This window comes from Streptomyces sp. NBC_01334, assembly GCF_035983595.1.
In the GTDB taxonomy this organism is placed as follows: Bacteria; Actinomycetota; Actinomycetes; order Streptomycetales; family Streptomycetaceae; genus Streptomyces; species Streptomyces coriariae.
This window is the reverse complement of sequence record NZ_CP130718.1, coordinates 4231579-4253245: the sequence shown is the minus strand read 5'-3', so window position 1 is coordinate 4253245 and position 21667 is coordinate 4231579. Positions and strand designations below refer to the sequence as shown.

At 71.5% G+C, this 21667-nt stretch carries 19 protein-coding genes and 1 tRNA gene; 8 read left to right on the top strand and 12 right to left on the bottom strand.

Features of this window, described 5'->3' with window-relative positions; all coding sequences use genetic code 11:
• Window position 1: 1 nt before the first annotated feature.
• Together OG736_RS18915 and OG736_RS18910 are read left to right on the top strand one after the other, a co-directional pair.
• On the top strand, window positions 2-370 hold the full coding sequence (locus OG736_RS18915) for a VOC family protein (protein WP_327183491.1): 369 nt from the start codon (window positions 2-4) through the stop codon (window positions 368-370).
• Between the two features lie 65 nt (window positions 371-435).
• Window positions 436-609 carry a CsbD family protein gene (locus tag OG736_RS18910; RefSeq protein WP_020128441.1) on the top strand — a complete coding sequence of 58 codons (174 nt, stop codon included), beginning with the start codon at window positions 436-438 and terminating at the stop codon, window positions 607-609.
• Window positions 610-798: 189 nt separating this feature from the next.
• On the opposite strand, the gene OG736_RS18905 is transcribed toward OG736_RS18910, so the two are convergent.
• Window positions 799-1479 carry a TetR/AcrR family transcriptional regulator gene (locus OG736_RS18905; RefSeq protein ID WP_062645257.1) on the bottom strand — a complete coding sequence of 227 codons (681 nt, stop codon included), beginning with the start codon at window positions 1477-1479 and terminating at the stop codon, window positions 799-801.
• Window positions 1476-2489: an acyl-CoA desaturase gene (locus OG736_RS18900; RefSeq protein ID WP_327183490.1), complete on the bottom strand. Its 1014-nt coding sequence runs from the start codon at window positions 2487-2489 to the stop codon at window positions 1476-1478. Before OG736_RS18900 ends, OG736_RS18905 begins: the two co-directional genes overlap by 4 nt.
• Window positions 2490-2801: 312 nt before the next feature.
• Here OG736_RS18900 and ppc point away from each other — a divergent pair, with 312 nt between their 5' ends.
• Window positions 2802-5543, top strand: a complete 2742-nt coding sequence (ppc, locus tag OG736_RS18895; protein WP_327183489.1) for a phosphoenolpyruvate carboxylase — start codon at window positions 2802-2804, stop codon at window positions 5541-5543.
• A gap of 101 nt (window positions 5544-5644) precedes the next feature.
• Here ppc and OG736_RS18890 read toward each other — a convergent pair whose 3' ends face one another.
• The 6 genes from OG736_RS18890 to OG736_RS18865 all read right to left on the bottom strand — a co-directional run bounded on the left by OG736_RS18890 (window position 5645) and on the right by OG736_RS18865 (window position 10538).
• Window positions 5645-6091, bottom strand: coding sequence for a hypothetical protein (locus OG736_RS18890; protein ID WP_442817181.1), 447 nt, complete (start codon window positions 6089-6091; stop codon window positions 5645-5647).
• Between the two features lie 264 nt (window positions 6092-6355).
• Entirely contained in the window at window positions 6356-6958 is a 603-nt protein-coding gene (gene pth / locus OG736_RS18885) for an aminoacyl-tRNA hydrolase (RefSeq protein ID WP_054244130.1), read from the bottom strand.
• Window positions 6959-7028: 70 nt separating this feature from the next.
• On the bottom strand, window positions 7029-7616 hold the full coding sequence (locus OG736_RS18880; RefSeq protein WP_054244131.1) for a 50S ribosomal protein L25/general stress protein Ctc: 588 nt from the start codon (window positions 7614-7616) through the stop codon (window positions 7029-7031).
• A 177-nt stretch (window positions 7617-7793) separates the two neighbouring features.
• Window positions 7794-8768: a ribose-phosphate diphosphokinase gene (locus OG736_RS18875; protein WP_020128448.1), complete on the bottom strand. Its 975-nt coding sequence runs from the start codon at window positions 8766-8768 to the stop codon at window positions 7794-7796.
• Between the two features lie 134 nt (window positions 8769-8902).
• Window positions 8903-10351, bottom strand: coding sequence for a bifunctional UDP-N-acetylglucosamine diphosphorylase/glucosamine-1-phosphate N-acetyltransferase GlmU (glmU, locus tag OG736_RS18870; protein ID WP_327183488.1), 1449 nt, complete (start codon window positions 10349-10351; stop codon window positions 8903-8905).
• A gap of 112 nt (window positions 10352-10463) precedes the next feature.
• Window positions 10464-10538: transfer RNA gene (locus tag OG736_RS18865), tRNA-Gln, on the bottom strand.
• Window positions 10539-10867: 329 nt separating this feature from the next.
• Between OG736_RS18865 and OG736_RS18860 the strand changes: the two genes are divergently transcribed.
• A complete protein-coding gene (locus OG736_RS18860) occupies window positions 10868-12154 on the top strand; it encodes a sensor histidine kinase (protein ID WP_327183487.1) in 1287 nt (428 codons plus the stop codon).
• A gap of 24 nt (window positions 12155-12178) precedes the next feature.
• On the opposite strand, the gene OG736_RS18855 is transcribed toward OG736_RS18860, so the two are convergent.
• Both OG736_RS18855 and OG736_RS18850 read right to left on the bottom strand, forming a co-directional pair.
• On the bottom strand, window positions 12179-12673 hold the full coding sequence (locus tag OG736_RS18855; protein WP_327183486.1) for an SUKH-3 domain-containing protein: 495 nt from the start codon (window positions 12671-12673) through the stop codon (window positions 12179-12181).
• Between the two features lie 83 nt (window positions 12674-12756).
• A complete protein-coding gene (locus OG736_RS18850) occupies window positions 12757-13344 on the bottom strand; it encodes a YwqJ-related putative deaminase (RefSeq protein ID WP_327183485.1) in 588 nt (195 codons plus the stop codon).
• 307 nt (window positions 13345-13651) lie between these two features.
• Here OG736_RS18850 and OG736_RS18845 point away from each other — a divergent pair, with 307 nt between their 5' ends.
• From OG736_RS18845 to OG736_RS18835, 3 genes are all read left to right on the top strand, one after another.
• Entirely contained in the window at window positions 13652-14650 is a 999-nt protein-coding gene (locus OG736_RS18845) for an SMI1/KNR4 family protein (RefSeq protein ID WP_327183484.1), read from the top strand.
• An 8-nt stretch (window positions 14651-14658) separates the two neighbouring features.
• The gene (locus tag OG736_RS18840; RefSeq protein WP_327187644.1) at window positions 14659-17628 is read left to right on the top strand and encodes an SUKH-4 family immunity protein; all 2970 of its coding nucleotides are present in this window, start codon (window positions 14659-14661) and stop codon (window positions 17626-17628) included.
• A gap of 228 nt (window positions 17629-17856) precedes the next feature.
• Window positions 17857-18741: a V-type ATP synthase subunit E family protein gene (locus tag OG736_RS18835; RefSeq protein WP_327183483.1), complete on the top strand. Its 885-nt coding sequence runs from the start codon at window positions 17857-17859 to the stop codon at window positions 18739-18741.
• 117 nt (window positions 18742-18858) lie between these two features.
• Here the strand turns inward: OG736_RS18835 and OG736_RS18830 are convergent, their stop codons facing one another.
• Window positions 18859-19734 carry an LLM class flavin-dependent oxidoreductase gene (locus OG736_RS18830; protein ID WP_327183482.1) on the bottom strand — a complete coding sequence of 292 codons (876 nt, stop codon included), beginning with the start codon at window positions 19732-19734 and terminating at the stop codon, window positions 18859-18861.
• 42 nt (window positions 19735-19776) lie between these two features.
• Window positions 19777-20796 carry an aldo/keto reductase gene (locus tag OG736_RS18825; protein ID WP_327183481.1) on the bottom strand — a complete coding sequence of 340 codons (1020 nt, stop codon included), beginning with the start codon at window positions 20794-20796 and terminating at the stop codon, window positions 19777-19779.
• Between the two features lie 256 nt (window positions 20797-21052).
• Between OG736_RS18825 and OG736_RS18820 the strand changes: the two genes are divergently transcribed.
• Entirely contained in the window at window positions 21053-21643 is a 591-nt protein-coding gene (locus tag OG736_RS18820; RefSeq protein WP_327183480.1) for a TetR/AcrR family transcriptional regulator, read from the top strand.
• The last annotated feature ends 24 nt before the right edge of the window (window positions 21644-21667 follow it).

Here is a 21667-nt window from a genome sequence, read left to right as displayed (position 1 = left end):
CGTGCTGACCGCCGTCGATCACGTGCAGCTCGCCGCCCCGCCCGGCTCCGAGGACCTGCTGCGCCGCTTCTGCATCGGCACCCTCGGGATGACCGAGGTCCCCAAGCCGCCGGTGCTTGCGGCGAAGGGAGGATGCTGGTTCCGGGCGGGAGCCGTGCACCTGCACCTGGGGATCGAGCCGGGCTTCCGACCGTCCGCGAAGGCCCACCCCGGGCTGCGGGTCACCGGCATCGAGGCGTACGCCGCCCGGCTGGAGGCCGAGGGCACACCGGTCACCTGGGACACGGACCTGCCGGGACACCGCCGCTTCTACGCCCTGGACCCCGTCGGCAACCGGCTGGAGTTCCTGGAGCCCGTCAGCGGGGTTTGAGGGGCGCGGGACGGGTCACTCGCAGTACTGAGACCACACGCAGACCTGACTGGGAGTGATGGACAGTGGCAGGCGAGCAGAAGTCCAAGGCGAAGATGGAACAGGCCAAGGGCAAGGCGAAGGAAACGATCGGCCGCACCGTGGGCAACGAGCGGATGGAGGCCGAGGGCCGCGCCGAGCAGGCGAAGGGCGACGCCCGTCAGGCCAAGGAGAAGACCAAGGACGTCTTCAAGCACTGAGGACGTCGTGAGGCACTGACGCGCCCGCGGGCGCCGACGGCACACATGCGGGCGGGGCCCCGACCTTCGTGGTCGGGGCCCCGCCCGCATGTGGTGCCGCGTTCGTATGTGGTGCCGCGTTCTTCTGTGGACGGCGACCCGTCCGTATGCGTGGACGGCGCGCCGTTCGTACGTGCGTACGGCGTCGCGTCAGGCCTTTCGGCGTCCTATCAGGTGCGGCTTCGCCTCGAGCCCGTCCAGCCCGTGCCAGGACAGGTTCACCAGGTGGGCCGCCACCTCCGCCTTCTTCGGGCGGCGTACGTCCAGCCACCACTGGCCGGTCAGGGCGACCATGCCGACCAGGGCCTGGGCGTACAGCGGGGCCAGCTTCGGGTCGAAGCCGCGGCTCTTGAACTCGCGGCCCAGGATGTCCTCCACCTGGGTGGCGATGTCGGAGATCAGGGACGCGAACGACCCGGTCGACTGCGGGATGGGGGAGTCCCGGACCAGGATCCGGAAGCCGTCCGTGTACTCCTCGATGTAGTCGAGGAGCGCGAACGCCGCCTGTTCGAGGAGCTCACGGGGGTGGCCCGCCGTCAGCGACGACGTGACCATGTCCAGCAGCCGGCGCATCTCCCGGTCCACCACGACCGCGTAGAGCCCCTCCTTGCCGCCGAAGTGCTCGTACACCACCGGCTTGGAGACCCCGGCCTTCGCCGCGATCTCCTCCACCGAGGTGCCCTCGAAACCCTTCGCCGCGAACAGGGTGCGACCGATCTCGAGCAGCTGCTGCCGCCTCTCCGCACCCGTCATACGGGTGCGCCGGGCGCGCCGCGGCTTGGCTTCGTTACTGGGGGTGCTGCTGGGATCGGTCGCCACGCCGTCAATCATGCCGCCTCGGCGGTGGCCTTCCCCCGTCGGGAGCCGTCCTCACCGGTGTTACGGCGTGAATCGATACGCGAGCGTGACGGCCAGCGCACGTCGTAGGCCCACCCGAGCATCTCGAACCAGCGGATGAACCGGGCCGAGGAGTCCAGCTGGCCGCGCATCACGCCGTGCCGCGCCGAGGTCGGGTCCGCGTGGTGCAGGTTGTGCCAGGACTCGCCGCAGGACAGGATCGCCAGCCACCAGACGTTGCCGGAGCGGTCCCGCGACTTGAAGGGGCGCTTGCCCACCGCGTGGCAGATCGAGTTGATCGACCACGTCACGTGGTGCAGCATGGCCACCCGCACCAGCGAGCCCCAGAAGAACGCCGTGAACGCGCCCCACCAGGACATCGTCACCAGCCCGCCCACCAGCGGCGGCAGCGCCAGCGACAGGATCGTCCAGTAGACGAACTGCCGGGACACCGCGCGGATCGCCGGGTCCTTGATCAGATCCGGCGCGTACTTCTCCTGCGAGGTCTGCTCCTCGTCGAACATCCATGCGATGTGTGCCCACCACAGGCCCTTCATCAGGGCCGGGAGCGTCTCGCCGAACCGCCACGGCGAATGCGGGTCGCCGTCCGCGTCGGAGAACTTGTGGTGCTTGCGGTGATCGGCCACCCAGCGCACGAGCGGGCCCTCCACCGCCATCGACCCCATGACCGCCAACGCGATCCTGAGCGGCCGCTTGGCCTTGAAGGAACCGTGCGTGAAGTAGCGGTGGAAACCGATCGTGATGCCGTGGCAGCCGAGGAAGTACATGAAGACCAGCAGACCGAGGTCCAGCCAGCTCACCCCCCAGCCCCACGCCAGCGGCACCGCCGCCAGCACCGCCAGGAACGGGACGACGATGAAGATCAGCAGCATGATCTGCTCGATCGAACGCTTCTGCTCGCCACCGAGCGTGGCGGAGGGCGCGGGGGTGTCGTCGGGCGCTTTCGAAGGGTCATCGATCACGTTGGAGCTGCCTGTGGTCATGCGCGTCCCCTGGGGGGTCTTGGATTGAGGGAGATGCCGTTGTTCCGCACACCGCGGAAGGTCACACAGCGAACCGATGCCATGCTCCCTACGGTTCCGTAACCTACGGCATCGTAAGTATGGCAGCGCCCTGCCCGGCGGCAAGAGCCCGCCAACCTGCGCGTCCCCATGGACACCTATCCTTGGAGACAGTCGGACAGCGCGGTCCGCTCTGTTTTCTTCCCGGATGTCCGGCCCCTATGCGACGCCCGCCGCGGGGCCGTAGTCCGAGTTCCCCCCGGACGAGCTTCAACACTGCAAGGAGCCGCACCTGTGAGCAGTGCCGACGACCTTGGCCAGGCCACCACAACGACCAGCACCGACCTGCGCGCCGACATCCGCCGACTGGGTGACCTGCTCGGCGAGACCCTCGTACGGCAGGAGGGCCCGGAACTCCTCGACCTGGTCGAGAAGGTCCGCCGCCTGACCCGCGAGGACGGCGAAGCCGCCGCCGAACTGCTGCGTGGCATCGAACTGGAGACCGCGGCCAAGCTGGTCCGCGCCTTCTCCACCTACTTCCACCTCGCGAACGTCACCGAACAGGTCCACCGCGGCCGCGAACTGCGCGAGCGCCGCGCCGCCGAGGGCGGCCTCCTCGCCCGCACCGCCGACCGCCTCAAGGACGTCGACCCCGAACACGTCCAGCAGACGGTCCGCCACCTCAACGTTCGCCCCGTGTTCACGGCGCACCCCACCGAAGCCGCGCGCCGGTCGGTACTCAACAAGCTCCGGCGCATCGCCGCGCTCCTCGAGACCCCCGTCATCGAGGCCGACCGCCGCCGCTACGACACCCGCCTGGCCGAGAACATCGACCTCGTCTGGCAGACCGACGAGCTCCGGGTCGTACGCCCCGAGCCCGCCGACGAGGCCCGCAACGCCATCTACTACCTCGACGAACTCCACGCGGGCGCCGTCGGCGACGTCCTGGAGGACCTCACCGCCGAACTGGAGCGGGTCGGCGTCAAGCTCCCCGAGAACACCCGCCCGCTCACCTTCGGCACCTGGATCGGCGGCGACCGCGACGGCAACCCCAACGTCACCCCCCAGGTGACCTGGGACGTCCTCATCCTCCAGCACGAACACGGCATCAACGACGCCCTGGAGATGATCGACGAGCTCCGCGGCTTCCTCTCCAACTCCATCCGCTACACCGGCGCCACCGAGGAACTCCTGGAGTCGCTCAAGGGCGACCTCGAACGGCTGCCCGAGATCAGCCCCCGCTACAAGCGCCTCAACGCCGAAGAGCCCTACCGCCTCAAGGCCACCTGCATCCGGCAGAAGCTGGAGAACACCAAGCAGCGCCTCGCCAAGGGCATCCCGCACGAGGCCGGGCGCGACTACCTCGGCACCAGCGAGCTCCTCGCGGACCTCACCCTCATCCAGACGTCCCTGCGCGAGCACCGCGGCGGGCTGTTCGCCGACGGCCGGATGAACCGCACCATCCGCACCCTCGCCGCGTTCGGCCTCCAGCTCGCCACCATGGACGTCCGCGAGCACGCCGACGCCCACCACCACGCCCTCGGTCAGCTCTTCGACCGCCTCGGCGAGGAGTCCTGGCGCTACGCCGACATGCCCCGCGAGTACCGCACGAAGCTCCTCGCCAAGGAACTGCGCTCCCGTCGGCCGCTCGCCCCCAGCCCGGCCCCCGTCGACGCCGCCGGCGAGAAGACCCTCGGTGTCTTCCAGACGGTCAAGCGGGCCCTCGCCGTCTTCGGGCCCGAGGTCATCGAGTCGTACATCATCTCCATGTGCCAGGGCGCCGACGACGTGTTCGCGGCGGCTGTCCTGGCCCGCGAGGCCGGTCTCGTCGACCTGCACGCCGGCTGGGCGAAGATCGGCATCGTGCCGCTCCTGGAGACCACGGACGAGCTGAAGGCCGCCGACACCATCCTCGAGGACATGCTCTCCGACCCCTCCTACCGGCGCCTGGTCGCGCTGCGCGGAGACGTCCAGGAGGTCATGCTCGGCTACTCGGACTCCTCCAAGTTCGGCGGCATCACCACCAGCCAGTGGGAGATCCACCGCGCCCAGCGCCGACTGCGTGACGTCGCCCACCGCTACGGCGTCCGGCTGAGGCTGTTCCACGGCCGCGGCGGCACCGTCGGCCGCGGCGGCGGCCCCTCCCACGACGCCATCCTCGCCCAGCCCTGGGGCACCCTGGAGGGCGAGATCAAGGTCACCGAACAGGGCGAGGTCATCTCCGACAAGTACCTCATCCCCTCCCTGGCCAGGGAGAACCTGGAACTGACGGTCGCCGCGACGCTGCAGGCCTCCGCCCTGCACACCGCGCCCCGCCAGTCCGACGAGGCCCTCGCCCGCTGGGACGCCGCCATGGACGTCGTCTCGGACGCCGCCCACGACGCCTACCGCGCCCTCGTCGAGGACCCCGACCTCCCGCCCTACTTCTTCGCCTCCACCCCGGTCGACCAGCTCGCCGACCTGCACCTCGGCTCGCGCCCGTCCCGCAGGCCCGACTCCGGTGCCGGACTCGACGGCCTGCGCGCCATCCCGTGGGTGTTCGGCTGGACCCAGTCCCGCCAGATCGTCCCCGGCTGGTTCGGCGTCGGCTCCGGGCTCAAGGCGTTGCGCGACGCCGGCCTCGACACCGTCCTGGACGAGATGCGCGAACAGTGGCACTTCTTCCAGAACTTCATCTCCAACGTCGAGATGACCCTCGCGAAGACCGATCTACGCATCGCCCAGCACTACGTCGACACCCTCGTCCCCGACGACCTCAAGCACGTCTTCGACCGCATCAAGGCCGAACACGCCCTGACCGTCGCCGAGGTACTGAAGATCACCGGCGAACCGGAACTGCTCGACGCCACCCCCGTGCTCAAGCAGACGTTCACCATCCGCGACGCCTACCTCGACCCGATCTCCTACCTCCAGGTCACCCTGCTCAAGCGGCAGCGTGACGCCGCGGCCGCGGGAGCGGAGCCCGACCCGCTCCTCGCCCGCGCCCTGCTCCTCACCGTCAACGGCGTCGCCGCGGGCCTGCGCAACACCGGCTGACCCCCGCACTCCGCACAAGAGGGTGCCCCCGGGTTCGTACGAACCCGGGGGCACCCTCTTGTCACACGCTCACACGCTCACACGCTCACACGCTCACACGCTCACACCGCGAGGAACGCCGCCGTCAGCAACGCGACGCCCGACCCCGCCAGCGCCCAGCCCACCCGCACCCGCCCCAGACCGCCCGCGACCACCACCGACGCCAGCAGCAGCGCTCCGCCCAGCGGCACCCACGCGTACAGGACCCCGGCCGGACCGGACCGCACCACCTCGTCGCTGCCCGGCTTGATCACCACGGTGTAGATCCCGCCCTTGCGCACCGCGACCGACTTCTCGATCTCCACGCGCGCGCGTGCCGTCGATCCGGCGGACAGTGGCGTGTACGGCCCCACACACCTGTCGTCACCGCACCGCGTCACCTCGACCGTGCCCTGCTCCCGGCCCTTCGTCAGCATCACGTGCTGCGCGGACCCCCAGGAACCCCACACCCCCGCCAGCAGGATGAGCACCGCGACCGCACCCATCGCCACGAACCGCCCGAACCGCAACGCGGTCCCCGAAGCCGAACTCCTGGCCGACCTGGATCCCTTGGCCGCGCCCCCGGAAGACCCCTTGGCCGATTCCGATCCCTTGGCCGAGCCGGAGCCGGAGCCGGAACCCGAGCCCTTGGCCGGGACCGCGCCTCTGGCCGAGCTCTTGGCCGAGCCCTTACGGGAGTGACCCGGGCGGCGGTGGGACGAGGCTGCTGTGGCAGGCATGGCCGGGATCATTGGCCATGCCTGAACGGCCCGTCAACCTGGGCGGGTGACAAGTCAGGAGTTGTACGTGCTTTGCGCCCGCTCCAGCCCCTCGAGCACCAGAGCCGCCGCCGCGTCCGCCGCACGGTCCACGAAGTAGTCCAGCTCCTTGCGCTCGGCCGAGGAGAAGTCCTTCAGCACGAAGTCCGCCACCTGCATCCGCCCCGGCGGCCGCCCGATCCCGAACCGCACCCGGTGGTAGTCCGGGCCCATCACCTTCGTCATCGACTTCAGACCGTTGTGCCCGTTGTCGCCACCACCGAGCTTCAGCCGCAGCACGCCGTAGTCGATGTCCAGCTCGTCGTGCACCGCGACGATGTTCGCCACCGGCACCTTGTAGAAGTCCCGCAGCGCGTTCACCGGCCCGCCCGACACGTTCATGAACGACATCGGCTTCGCCAGCACCACCCGCCGGCTCCCCGTACCGGGCGGACCCAGCCGGCCCTCGACGACCTGGGCCTGCGCCTTGCCCGCCCGCTTGAACCTTCCCCCGATCCGCTCGGCCAGCAGATCCGCCACCATGAAACCGACGTTGTGCCGGTTCATGGCGTACTCGGGGCCGGGATTGCCGAGACCCACGATCAGCCAGGGGGCATTGGCGTCGGTCGTCACGTCCATGTCTCCTTGATACGCGCAGGCCGCCGCTCCCCGGAGGAAGCGGCGGCCGACGGGATGAGGTGCCGGGAAATCAGGCCTCGGTACCCTCGGCCTCGGCGGACTCCGCCGGGGCCTCCTCCGCCTGGGCGGCCAGGACCTGGAGGACGACCGCGTCCTCGTCGGTGGCCAGCGTGGTGCCCTTGGGCAGCGGGATGTCCTTGGCGAGGATGGCCGCGCCGGCCTCCAGGCCCGCGATGGAGACGGTGACCGACTCGGGGATGTGGGTGGCCTCGGCCTCGACGTTCAGCGTGCTCAGCACGTGCTCGAGCAGGTAGGCACCCGGGGCCAGCTCGCCCTCGGTGTGGACGTAGACCTCGACGTTGACCTTCTCGCCACGCTTCACGAGGAGCAGGTCGACGTGGTCCAGGAAGCCCTTGATCGCGTCACGCTGCACGGCCTTCGGGATGGCCAGCTGGGTCTTGCCGTCGATCTCGAGGCTGAGCAGGACGTTCGGGGTGCGCAGCGCGAGCTGGAGCTCGTGGCCCGGCAGCGTGATGTGCACGGGGTCGGCACCGTGGCCGTAGACCACGGCGGGAACCTTGCTGTCACGGCGGATACGGCGGGCGGCGCCCTTGCCGAACTCGGTGCGGGTCTCGGCTGCGAGCTTGACCTCGGCCATGTTCACTCCTCGTAGAACTGGGGAAAGGTGGTCACCCGGCCAAACCATCGGCCTGCTACGAAGAGCGCGTCGATAACGGACAGCTGTACACAGACGTGTACGGCCTCCCTCGCCGAGCAACTGTGGCAGTTTACGCAGCGGGAAGGCCGTACAGGAAATCGATCTAGACGAGGACCGTCACTGCTCGTCGAAGAGGCTCGTCACCGAACCGTCCTCGAACACCTCGCGCACCGCGTTCGCGATCGTCGGCGCGATCGACAGCACGGTGATCTTGTCCACCTCGAGCTCACCCGGCGTCGGCAGGGTGTTGGTGAAGATGAACTCGCTGACCTTGGAGTTCTTGAGGCGGTCGGCCGCCGGACCCGACAGCACACCGTGCGTCGCCGTCACGATGACGTCCTCGGCGCCGTGCGCGAACAGCGCGTCCGCGGCGGCGCAGATCGTGCCGCCCGTGTCGATCATGTCGTCGACGAGCACACAGACCCGGCCCTTGACCTCGCCCACGACCTCGTGGACGGTCACCTGGTTCGCCACGTCCTTGTCGCGCCGCTTGTGCACGATCGCCAGCGGCGCGCCCAGCCGGTCGCACCAGCGGTCGGCCACCCGCACCCGGCCCGCGTCCGGGGACACGACCGTGAGCTTGTCGCGGTCCACCTTGCTGCCCACGTAGTCGGCGAGCAGCGGCAGCGCGAAGAGGTGATCCACCGGGCCGTCGAAGAAGCCCTGGATCTGGTCCGTGTGGAGATCCACCGTCAGGATCCGGTGCGCGCCCGCCGTCTTCATCATGTCGGCGATCAGGCGGGCCGAGATCGGCTCACGTCCGCGGTGCTTCTTGTCCTGCCGGGCATAGCCGTAGAACGGCACGATGACGGTGATCGAGCGGGCCGACGCGCGCTTCAACGCGTCGATCATGATCAACTGCTCCATGATCCACTTGTTGATCGGAGCCGTGTGGCTCTGGATCAGGAAGCAGTCCGCACCTCGCGCCGACTCCTGGTAGCGGACGTAGATCTCACCGTTGGCGAAATCGAAGGCCTTCGTCGGGACGACCCCGACACCCAGCTGGTGGGCGACCTCCTCGGCAAGCTCGGGGTGGGCGCGGCCGGAGAAGAACATCATCTTCTTCTCGCCGGTCGTCTTGATCCCGGTCACAGCACTGTCTCCTCAGAGGTGTCTCAGCTGGGTGTCGAGAGACCTCGCCGCTGGGCGCGACGGGGCCGTCTCAGCTGGTGGGGTGCGGGTGTGCACTTATCACGGTACGCCGTGTCCGACGTGCCTGTTTCCGGTCAGCTTTCGCTTTCCGCCTGGCGGGAGGCCGTCTCGGCCGCCTTCGCCGCCGCGCTGCCCGGACGCTTGCGGGCCACCCAACCCTCGATATTCCGCTGCTGACCACGGGCCACGGCCAGCGAACCGGGCGGCACGTCCTTCGTGATCACGGACCCGGCGGCGGTGTACGAGCCGTCCCCGACCGTGACAGGAGCCACAAACATGTTGTCCGAACCCGTACGGCAGTGCGACCCGACGGTCGTGTGGTGCTTGTCCTGTCCGTCGTAGTTCACGAACACGCTCGCCGCGCCGATGTTGGTGTACTCACCGATCGTCGCGTCACCGACGTAGGACAGGTGCGGGATCTTCGTCCCCTCGCCGATGGCGGCGTTCTTGGTCTCCACGTACGTGCCGATCTTGCCCTTCGCCCCGAGACGGGTGCCGGGACGGAGGTACGCGAACGGCCCCACGGACGCGTCCGGACCGATGCGGGCGCCGTCGGACACGGTGTTGTCGACCCGGGCTCCCGCGCCGACCTGGGTGTCCTTGAGCCGGCTGTTGGGGCCGACCTCCGCGCCCTCACCGAGGTGCGTGCTGCCGTGCAGCTGCGTACCGGGGAGGACGACGGCGTCCCGCTCGAAGGTGACGGTGACGTCGATCCAGGTCGTCGCCGGGTCGACCACGGTCACGCCGGACAGCATCGCGGCGGTCAGCAGCCGGTCGTTGAGGATGCGGCGGGCCTCGCTGAGCTGTACCCGGTTGTTGATGCCGGCGATCTCCCGGTGATCGGCGGCGACGGACGCGCCGACCCGGTGACCGGCCTCCCGCAGGATCCCGAGGACGTCGGTCAGGTACTCCTCGCCCTGGCTGTTGTCCGTGCGGACCTTCTTCAGCGCGTCGGCCAGCAGCGGCCCGTCGAACGCGAAGACCCCGGAGTTGATCTCACGGATCGCGCGCACCGCGTCGTTCGCGTCCTTGTGCTCGACGATCGCCGTGACGGTGCCGGAGGCGCCGTCCCGGACGATCCGCCCGTAGCCGGTCGCGTCCGGCACCTCGGCGGTGAGCACGGTGACGGCGTTCCCGTCCGCGTGGTGGGTGGCGGTGAGCTCCGCGAGGGTCGCGCCGGTGAGCAGCGGGGTGTCGCCGCAGACGACGACCACCGTGCCGTCGACGCCGTCACCGAGCTGCTCGAGCCCCATGCGGACGGCGTGCCCGGTGCCGTTCTGCTCCTCCTGCACGGCGGTGCGTACACCGGCGTCGACCTCGGCGAGATGCGCCGTGACCTTCTCCCGTGCGTGTCCGACGACGACGACCAGGTTCTCGGGGTCCAACTCACGGGCCGCGGCCAGCACATGACCCACGAGGGAGCGGCCGCTGATCTCGTGCAGGACCTTCGGTATGGCGGACTTCATACGGGTGCCCTCACCCGCTGCGAGAACGACGACGGCTGCCGGGCGAATGGCGCTCACGGAAGTTGCCCTTCGGCTGTGGAGTGGGGTGGGACATCCGAAGGATACCGGGGCGTTTCTTTGGGGACATGAGAGCGGGCCCTGACAGTGCTGTCAGGGCCCGATTCTGGTATGGCTCCCCCGCCAGGACTCGAACCCGGACAAATGGCACCAAAAGCCACGGTGCTGCCAATTACACCACGGGGGAATGATGACGACGCGACCGGACAATCCGTCAGGCCGTCGAGTGGCGCCTCCTACTATGCCGCACCATCAGCCCTCGATGCGACGGTGTTGGCCGGTGCTCCGGGGCACCGTCGCCGCAGGGCAATCGTGGTCGCCTTCGCCGGGGTCGGCGGCGCCCGTCCGCCCTGGCGTGACCCGGGGTGGAATCGTCGGTTCCGCCCTCGAACGGGCGTGGTTCAGCAGTTCGAGGGATACCGGTGGTTTTCGATGCTGTTCGGTTACGGAGTGTGGTGTCGGCCGGTCGGGGAAAGTCGCCGGAAAAGCCGGGGGTCGCGCCCGTAGGCTGGAGGCATGACCACGACGGGGGAAGAGGACACGGCGGCCCTGGGAGGGCCGTGGTGGTGGGCCAGATGGCGGAGCGCGGCGTTCGACTGGAGCCTTGGGCTCGTGTCCGCCGTGGAGTGCGCGGTGGAGGGGGTTCCGTTCGCGCGGGACGCGGGGATCCCGTCGGCGGTGGGGGTGGTGTTCGGACTGCTCGCGGGGTCGGTCCTGGTGGTGCGCCGGAAGTGGCCCATCGCGGTGGTGCTGGTGTCGATCGCGATCACCCCGGCCCAGATGGGCTACCTGATGGGCATCGTGGGGCTGTACACCCTCGCCGCCTCGGAGCTGCCCCGCCGGATCATCGCCTCGCTCGCCGGGATGCAGCTGGTGGGGACGTTGATCGTGACGTTCGTGCGGGTGCGGCAGAGCATGGACCAGGGCCGGTTGACCATCGGGGACTGGTTCATCCCGTTCGCCGCCATCACGACCTCGCTGGGGCTCACCGCCCCGCCGCTGCTGCTCGGGATGTACGTCGGTGCTCGGCGGCGGCTCATGGAGAGCCTGCGGGAGCGGGCGGACAGCCTCGAGCGGGAGTTGCAGCTGCTCGCGGAGCGGGCGGAGGAGCGGGCGGAGTGGGCGCGCGGCGAGGAACGGACCCGGATCGCGCGGGAGATGCACGACGTGGTCGCGCATCGTGTGAGTCTGATGGTCGTCCACGCCGCGGCGTTGCAGGCCGTTGCGCGCAAGGACCCGGAGAAGGCGGTGCGGAACGCGGCGCTCGTGGGTGACATGGGGCGGCAGGCGTTGACCGAGTTGCGGGAGATGCTCGGGGTGCTGCGCAGTGGCGGTCCGGGAGAGCGGGCGGCGTCGGTGCCGGTGGTGGCGGTGGGGGTGGCCGCCGCGGTGGTGGTGGAGGAGGGCGAGGGGCCGTGTCTGTCCGAGCTCGATGAGCTGGTGGGGCAGTCGGCGGCCGCGGGGATGGTCGTGGAGCTGCTGGTGGAGGGGGAGGTGCGGGCGTATGCGGCGGAGGTCGAGCAGACGGCGTACCGGGTGGTGCAGGAGGCTCTGACGAACGTCCACAAGCACGCGGCGGGTGCCAAGACGCATGTGCGCCTGGCGCATCGGGAGGGGGAGATCGCGATGCAGGTGGAGAACGGGCCGCCGCCGGAGGTGTCGGCGTTGTCGGCGGGGTTCCCGTCGGGGGGCAACGGGTTGGTGGGGATGAGGGAGCGGGTGATGGCGTTGGGCGGGGTGTTCGTGTCGGGGCCGACGGAGGCGGGGGGTTTCCGGGTGTCGGCGGTGATTCCGGCGTCGTAGCCCTCGGAGGCCCGCGTCGGCCGGTCAGCCGGCGGTGAGGCGGAGGGGTTCGATGCCGGCGGCGAGGGCGCCGAGGGCCTGGTCGATGTCGGGGCCGAGGTACCAGTCGCCGGTGTGGTCGAGGGCGTAGACGCGGCCTTCGGCGTCGATGGCGAGGATGCCCTGGGTGTCGGTCTCGGTGCCGAGGGGGGCGACGTCGGTGTCGAGGGCGCGGCCCAGGTCGGCGAGGGTACGGGCGAGGTGGAGGCCGTGCAGGGGGTCGAGGTGGACGGTGGTGGGCGCGACCTGGCGGCCGGGGCCGGTGGGGGCGATGGTCAGGCCGCCGAATTCGGCCCAGGCCTCGACGGCGGCGGGGAAGACGGCGTGTCGGTGTCCGGCGGGCGAGGTGTGTTCGCGGAGTGTGTCGGCCCAGATCTCGGCCTGCTTGATGTCCCAGCGTCCGGGTTGCCAGCCGGCGGCGCGCAGTGCGGCGTCGAGGGGGACGGGGAAGCGTGTGGTGGAGGTGCGGTCGGGGTGCATCGGCCCTTCGTTCGTCGAGCTGGTGGTGCGTGGCCCGGTGGGGCCGTCGTGTCGTCCTGCGCGGGGTGGCGGTAGGGGGCGGTTCAGTCGCCTGCGGTCGACGGGTCGACGATGCGGACGCCGAAGTGGGCGCTGAGCGCGGTGCAGGCGCGGCACGGGGCGGCGAAGCTGCCGTGCAGGGGGTCGCCGTCCTCGCGGATGCGGCGGGTGGTGAGCTTGGCCTGTCTGAGGGTCTTGCGTGCTTCGCCGTTGGTCATGGGGCGGCGTGCGGCGCGTCTGCTGCGGGCGGCGTCGGCGGCGGTGAGATGCCGCGAGATGAGGAGCGCCTCGGCACAGCGTCCGGTGAAGCGGTCGCGTTGGGTGCTGGTGAGGGTGTCGAGGAAGTCCTGGACGAGCGGGTGCAGGGGCGGCGGCTGGTCGGCGCGGGCGGCGGTGCTGGTGAGGGTGGCGCCGCGGACGGAGAGAGCGGCGGCGACGGTGGGGAGTATGCCGTCGCGGCGGTGGCGGAGGACGGGCGCGTGCGGGGTCTCGGTGGCGGACCAGCCGATGCGGGGATCGCCCGACCGACCGGTGTGCGGATCGCCGGTGCGGCCGGTGTCGTGGGCGGCCGTGTTGCCGGTGTACAGGTCGTCCGACCTGCCGGTGTGAGACCCCGTCTGAGTCGCGTTCATGATCGTTTTCCCCTCCCGTGCATCCCCCCGGACGTCACAGAGTGCCAAATGGCGTGGCGGGTGCGGAAGCTGGGGCGGTTCGACACGCCCGGGTTTGGGCGGGCTGTCACGGCGGGGTGACGGCTGGTCACGGAAGCGGAGGGCCGGTGACCGCTGTCGTCGTACCGCATAGGCTGTCGGCACCGTCGGCGCGCGGTTGACGCGCGTTGGAGATTGTTGGAGACAGTCGATACGGGGCGTGGTGGGTGGATCCGGAAGCGGAACCGGCCGCTGCGGGCCGTACAGAGTGCCGCAGGGGGCAACCGCCATGACGACAGGTCGGCTCGGGCAGCAAGCCGCGCCGCCGAACGCGGCCTATGCCGGGCAGGTCGTGCATTTCCCGGATCCGGTCCGGGCGGCACGGCACCCGAGAGGTGTGCGGATGGACGAGCGGGGCTACCCCGACTTCTCGCCCTATGCGCGGGCGGCGGCGGAGATCGCGGATCCGCCGGAGGGCTTCGGCGTGGACGAGCTGCGGTTGACGGACTACGTTTCGGCGAACGCGGTGCTGGCGGCGTCGGGCCACGAGCTGTGGGACACGGTGTCGAGCGTGGCGACACCGCACGGCTGGACGTGGCACCACGTCGTGGGTTCGCGGCGGCTGGAGTTGGTTCCGGTCGAGGTGAAGGCGCTGCTGCGGCATCACGGCGGGGTGTCGTCGGCGGTCGTGGACCAGGCGAAGCGCGGGACGCGGCCGCTTCAGGAGACGCGTCCGGTGCACTTCGGGCTGCCGAAGTCGGGCGTGGCGGTGACGGAACAGCAGGTCCAGGGGGTCGAGGAGGACCTCGGGTACCGGCTGCCGGGGGCGTACCGGTCGTTCGTGAAGGCGGCCGGTGGGTGTGCGCCGGTGGGCGCGGCCCTGGACGCGGAACTGGGGCTCCTCGTCGATCAGCCGTTCTTCACGGTGCGCGACGAGGCGGCGGTCAACGACCTCGTGTACGTGAACAAGTGTCTGCGTGACCACCTGACCAAGGACTACCTGGGCGTCGCGTTCGTGCAGGGCGGGTTGCTCGCCGTGAAGGTGCGGGGCGAGCGGGCCGGTTCGGTGTGGTTCTGCGCGTACGACGACATCCGGGACGTCGACCCGGCGTGGTCGCCCGCGGAGCGCATGGAGCGGCTGCTGCTGCCGTGCGGTGAGGACTTCGACGTCTTCCTGTCGAGGCTGGCCGGTAATCCGCCGGAGTTGGAGACGGTGGCCAATCTGATGGTGGACGGCGGGTTCGCGCGTGCGGTGCCGGCGGCGGCCGCGTCTTCGGTGGGGGAGTGAGCTGGACGATGGTGACGTTCGCGCAGGCGCAGGAGCGCGCCGAAGAGTGGATCAACGGGGATGTGCCGGCGTACCAGCACCGTGAGGTGCGGGTGCGCGAGTTCGAACTCGGGTTCGTGGTGTGGGCCGAGGACCGCGCGGAGGGACCGCGTTCGGACGGCGGCGCGCAGCGGCTGGTGATCGCCCGGGACAGCGGGGAGGCCACGCTGTGGCCCTCGGTGCCGGTGGGCGAGGTGATCCGCCGGTACGAGGAGGAGTACGGCCGCACGGACGCCCCCGCCGACGCGGTGCCGGCGCCCGCGGCACGGGTGGATCTGAATCAGACGTCGTTCTTGTTGTCGCCGCCGGAGTGGTTGCAGGAGGCGGCGGACAAGCTGGGGATCGCGGATCGTCGGGAGGCCGGTTCGGGGGCTGGTTCCGGTTCCGCGGCTGGTTCCGGGAACGGCGAGGCTGCTTCGGCGCCGGGGTCCGGCGTACGTGCCGGTGCCGGTGCGGGTTCGGGTTCCGGTTCGTCCGGTGTCGCGCCGGGCGGTGACCCCTCGCTTCCCCGGACGCAGGGTGGGGTGTCGGGGAGCGGGCTGCCCGAGACACAGGCGGGGGTGCCCGCGGGTCCGGGTTCCGGTGGGTCGTCCGCGCCCGCCGCTCCCGTCGGGGCGACGCCGTGGGCGGGGACGGACACCAACGCCGACGCCGGTGACGACCGTTCCGTCTCGCTGCCCGCGACCGTGTTCGCGCCGCCGCTGAGCGGCTCCGACGACGAGACGTCGCCGCCGACGTCCGCGCCGGACGCCAAGACGGCGCTCATCTCGGGCGGCAGCCAGCTTCCGCGGACGGCGGTCGCCCCCGCGCTCGACGCTCCGGGGGCGGGTGGCACGGGGCCGGGTGGCGCGGGTGCGGCCGGGAACACACCGGGCTCCTCGACTTCCCCGGCTCCTCCGACTTCCCCGACCCCGCCGACCGCTCCGGCTCCGCCGACTCCGCCGTCCGGTCCGGCCGGTGCGGCAGGTTCGTCGTACGGCTACCCGCAGGGGCCGGGCGAGGGCGCGCCGGGTGGTCCCGGGGCTCCGTCCTCGTCCCCGGGTTCTTCCGCGGGTGCTTCCCTGTCCTCGTCTTCGGCGGCCGGTCCCGGTACGCCGCCTCCGGCCGGTCCGGGCACGCCCGCGCGACCGCTCGCGCCGAACGCCGGTGACATCGCGGACGCCGCGACCAGCAAGGCGGCGCCGCCTCCGCGTCGTCAGCGTGGTGGAGGGGCGCAGCCGCCGCCTCCGCCGGGTGCGCCGGGAACGCCGGGCGCGCGACCGGGGAACACGCCTCCGCCGCCGCCTTCCGGCCCGGGTGCGCCCGGTACCCCGGCGGGCGGCTATGTGCCCACCCAGCTCGTGTCGTCCCTCGGCCCGGACGGGTCCGCGGGTCCGGGTGGCCCGGGTGGTCCGGGCGCGGGTCAGGGTGCGGGGGGTGCGCCACAGCCTCCCGGTGTGCCCGGTGCGCCGAGCGCGCCCGCCGGGCCGAACCCGCCCGGGGGTACGCCTCCCGGTGGCGTTCACCACGCCGCGACGATGCTCGCCGACCCCGGCCGGATGGGGCCGGGCGCGCCGCAGCCGCCTGGCGTCCCGGGTGCGCCGCACGCGCCTGGCGCGCCCGGTGCTCCGGGTATGCCCGGCGCGCAGGCCGCTCCGGGTGCCCCCGGTGCACCGCAGGCTCCCGGTGCTCCTGGCTTCCCTGGCGCCCCCGGTACGCCCGGCGGGCCCGGTGTCGTCCACCATGCGCAGACCATGCTGGCCGGGCCCCACACGGGTGGCCCCGGCGCACCCCCGCCGCCGCAGGCTCCCGGTGGCCCCGGGTTCCCGGGTGCTGCCGGCGCTCCCGCGGCGCCCGGTTTCCCGGGTGCCCCGGGCATGGCTCCCGCCCCCGGTACGGCTCCCGGCGCCCCTCAGCCCCCGATGCCGCCGGGCGGGCCGGCGCCGGGGCAGCCGCCCGCGTACGGGTATCCGCAGCAGCAGGGGCTGCCGACGGTCGGCCCGGGTTATCAGGCCGTGCTGCGCTTCCGCGCGCAGGACGGCTCGGAGCAGCAGCTGATCCGGCGTTCGGCGCCGGGGACCCCGCACCCGGAGTGGCAGATCTTCCACGAGCTGCGGGCGATGAACGTGCCGCCGGACCAGGTGCTGGAGCTGCACACGGAGCTGGAGTCGTGCGAGCTGCCGGGCGCCTACTGCGCGCGGATGATGCGGGAGCAGTGGCCGCAGGCCCGGATCACGAGCATCGCGCCGTACGGCACGGATCACGCGAGCCGGCAGCAGGGCATGCAGCAGCTGCTGGCGCACCAGGGCGAATTGCACCAGGTGGCGGACGGACCGGCGCGTCCGGCGCCCGTTCGTGCGCCGTTGCCGCCGGTGCAGGCCGCGCCGCCGTTGCCGCCGGAGGCGATCGGGCAGGAGCTGGCGGCGGTGTTCGGGCCGGCGGTGTTCCGCTTCGAGCAGGCCGCGGTGTCCCGGCAGGGCGTGCCGCCGGTCGTGGCGCACACCCTGGTGGTGGCGGGTCTGCCGGCGGACATGGGGCCGTTCTTCTGGGCACAGGCCCAGCCGGGCCGGCCGGTGCCGACGCTGGCGGAGCTGGCGGCCGAACGGGGCGTGCAGCCGGCGTCGGACGCGGGCTCGTACCTCGTCATGGGCAGCGACTTCGGCAAGGCGATCTGTGTCCAGTACGGCACGGCGAACATCGTCGCCGTGCCGGTGGAGGCGGGGCCGGGCGGTGCGCCCGTACCGCCGCAGTTCGTGAACACCGGGTTGCCGGAGTTCGCGCGCTGTCTGGCGCTGCTGGGGCGGATGTGGCGGCTGCGGTTCGGTCTGAACCAGGAGCAGGCGGGTCGCTGGACCGTCGACTTCCAGGCCCAGTTGGCCTCGCTCGACCCGGCGGCGCTCGGTTCGCCCGAGAGCTGGTGGTCGGTGCTGTTGGAGCAGATGTGGGACGGACTGCTGTGACGGGCGGTCGCCGCGCCTCGTAAGGGCGCGCGGAACCTCGTACGCGTACGCGGGCGAGCAGGACGGAATGGGGCCGGACCCGGTCGGATGATCGGGTCCGGCCCCTTTGCGTTCGGGGCTGGCCGTGACCTGTGCGCGGAGTGTCGCGTTATGAACCCTTACGCCCGATCCATCAAGATATGCGCGAAATAATCATGTCGTGTCCGTCGGGTGGCGAGGGGTTACAGGATGAGCAGCGCATCGATGTCACCGCCGGGGTTCGTGACCGTTCGCGGTCGCGGCTACCGCCCGGCACAGGTCGAGGCGTACACCGCCGCCCTCTGCGCCGACCGGGACGCCGCGTGGGAGCGGGCCGCCCGGCTCACGGTGCTCGCCAGGGAGATGGAGGAGGAGGCCGAGCGGTTGCGCGAGGTGGTGACCCGGCTCGCGCCGCAGACGTACGAATCCCTCGGGGAGCGCGCACGGCGCATTCTCCAGCTCGGGCTGGAAGAGGCGGCGGCGGTCCGCGACGACGCGCGGAGTGAAGCGCGTGAGCACCTCGCATACGTCGAGACGTGCGCCCTCGACGTGCGCCGCGCGGCGCAGGAGGAGGCGGACGCGCTGCGCGCGGAGGCCGAGGAACGCGCCCGCCAGCGGTTGCTCGCGGCCCGCGCCGAGGCCGACGAGCTCCGCATCGGCACCCGGCGCGAGGTCAAGGAGTATCGGGGCGAGGCGCTGGGCGCCCTGCGTGAGGTGCGGCAGCGCACCGCCGGCATGCTCGCCGAACAGAAGAAGGAGCAGGCCGAGCGGTGGGCTGCGGCGGAGCGCGAGGAGGCCGAGCGCGCCGCCGCCCTGGACGCGCGGCACGATCGGGCGATGGCCCGCGCCGAGGCGGCACTGTCCGAGGCCGAGCAGGCGTACGCGGAGGCCGAGGAGTCGGACCGCCTCTGTCAGGAAGAGGCACACGCGCGTGCCGCCGAGCTTCTCGCCGAGGCGCACGCCCGGGAGGAGCGCGTCGTCCACGAGACGGAGCGGCTGCTGCGGGAGCACGGCGAACGTCGGGACGACGTGCAGGCGCACATGGACCACGTACGCAACAGCCTGAGCGCACTCACCGGCCGCACGGTCGACTAGGACCTGACGCGATCGGGGCCTGACGCGATCAGGACCGGTGAGATTGGGACGTGGCGGATCGGGACCCTGCGGGATCGGGACCCGGCCGCAGTTGTCGGCCGCGCGGACGGCCGGTGTCTACGACGACGGGATGACGATCTCGTCGGCGACCCACCGTGCGGCGTCGGCGGGGTAGGGCGTCGGCAGTCCGAGGACGATGTGCCGGAAGCCGGCGGCGATCGCGTCGCCGACCGCGTCCCGGGTGGCGTCGGGCCGGTCGTAGGAGACGGGCAGGTGGATCGAGCGGGTGATCGATGCGGGGTCGCGGCCGATCTCGGCGCAGTAGCGGTCCAGGAGGGCGCTGCGGCGGACGACGTCGTCGAGGTCGCCGCCCGGGATGTTCCACAGGTCGGCGTGTTCTGCGGCCACGCGCAGGGTCGCGGCCGAGCGGCCGCCGACGAGGATCGGCGGGTGTGGGCGCTGGACGGGTCTGGGGTTGCCGAACGCGCCGGTGAGCCGGTGGTAAATGCCGTCGAAGTCGAACGGCTTCTCCTCGGTCCACAACCGTCGGATCACCGTGCAGGCCTCGGCGAGGCTCCCCACGGCGTGCGCCGTGTCGTGGAAGGGCAGGCCGTGCGCCGCGTACTCGCGCCGGGCCAGCGGGTGGTCGGGGCGCGAACCGACGCCGATGCCGAAGTCGAGCCGTCCGCCGGAGACGATGTCGACGGTCGTGGCGATCTTGGCCAGCATCGCGGGCGGCCGGAAGCGGTTGCTGGTCACCATGACGCCGAGCCGCAGCCGTCGGGTCCGGGCGGCGAGCGCCGAGAGCAGGGTCCAGCCTTCGTGGGTGGGGCCGTCGGGGTCGCCGCCGATCGGCATGAGGTGGTCGAACAGCCAGGCGTGCTCGATCTCCGGGATGGCGTCCGCCTCGCGCCAGACCCGTAAGACGTCGTGGTAGTCGACCTGCATGGGGGCGGTCATGATCCCGAAGCGGGGCCGGGGTGTGGGTGACATGGAGTGGTCGCTTCCTTCGGTGAGGGGAGGCCGTCCCGCGGGTCAGCGGCGCCGCAGTGACGGGTCGAGGAGCGCGGGCGGGGTGTCGAACTTCTCGTGTGCGGCGAGGTCGGTGCCCGGGGCGACGACGGCGTCGATCGCGTCGAGCACATCGGCGGAGAGCACGGTGTCCGCGGCGGCGAGCTGCGCGCGCAGATGGTCCGGTGTGCGGGGGCCGATGAGCGCGCTCGTCACGGCGGGATGCGCGGTCACGAAGCCGAGCGCGAGCTGGATCATGGTCAGCCCGGCCTCGTCGGCGACCGCGGCCAGCTGCTCGACGGCGTCGAGCCGGGCCCGGTTGGCGGGGACGGCGGTGTCGAAGCGTTGCGGCATGAACGTCGAGCGGCTGGTGGTGACGGGCCGGCCCTCGCGGATCGCGCCCGTGAGCCAGCCCGAGGCCAGCGGGCTCCACACCAGGACGCCGAGCCCGTACTCCTCGGTCACGGGCAGGACGTGGGTCTCGATGCCGCGCTGGAGGATCGAGTAGCTGGGCTGCTCGGTGACGTAGCGGCTCAGGTGGTGCTCGCGGGCGGCCCACTGGGCCTGCACGATGCGATAGGCCGGGAAGGTCGAGGAGCCGAAGTGGCGGATCTTTCCGGCGCGCTGGAGGTCGGTCAGCGCCGAGAGCGTCTCCTCGTCGCTGGTGCTCGGGTCCCATCGGTGGATCTGGTAGAGGTCCACGTGGTCGACGCCGAGCCGGCGCAGGCTGTTGTCCAGCTCGGTGACGAGCCAGCGGCGCGAGCTGCCCCGCCGGTTGCGCTCGTCGCCCATGGGCATGCCGGCCTTCGTGGCCAGCACGACGTCGTCGCGCCGACCGGCGATGGCCTTGCCGACCATCTCCTCCGACTCGCCGTCGCTGTACATGTCGGCGGTGTCGATGAGGTTGATCCCGGCCTCGAGGGCGGCGTCGACGAGGGCGGTGGCCTCGTCCTGGCCGGTGCGCCCGATCCTGCCGAAGTTCATGGCGCCGAGCGCGAGGGAGCTGACCTGCACACCGGTGCGGCCCAAAGTGCGGTACTGCATGACCGTTGTCTCCTCTTCGAGGATGAGGCGTCGTGTCGCCACGCGTGCGTGGCTTGGTCACGAGCCCGCCGCTCTGGCATGATGAGCAAACGGAACCGTGTCCCGTTTGAACATACGGAACGTTGTTCCGTTTAGCAACAGGGTGGATGGCAGGCCGGTCCGCTGAGCGCGAGCCAGGCAGTGAGCGAGCGGGAAGTGAGCAAGCGGACAGTGAGCAGGCAGGCAGTGGGCGAGCAGGCGGAGGAGAGGCGGCGCGGTGAACGACGGTGACCGGGGTGCGGGGCACACGGCCCGGCCCCAGCGGGCGGACGCCCGGCGCAACAAGGAGACCCTGCTCGACGCGGCCGCCGCGATCTTCGTGACGGCGGGCGTCGAAGCGCCGGTGCGCGACATCGCGGCCCGGGCCGGCGTCGGGACGGCCACGATCTACCGCCACTTCCCGACGCGGGCGGACCTCATCATCGCCGTCTACCGGCACCAGGTCGACGCCTGCGCCGAAGCCGGTCCGGCCCTGCTGGCGGAAGGCCCGACCCCGTACGCCGCGCTGGGGCGATGGATCGACCTCTTCGTCGACTTCCTGGCCACCAAGCACGGACTCGCCGCCGTGCTCCAGTCCGACAACGCGGGCTTCGAGACGCTGCATGCGTACTTCCTCGACCGCCTGGTGCCCGTGTGCGGCCGACTGCTCGACGCCGCGGCCGCCTCCGGTGAGATCCGGCCCGGCTTCCAGGCCTACGAGGTCATGCGCGGCGTCGGCAACCTGTGCGTCGGCGCGGACAACGACCCCCGCTACGACCCGCCCCGACTGGTCGAACTCCTCGTCGCGGGACTGCGTCGTCCGCATTGACTGCATTGACTGCATTGACTGCAT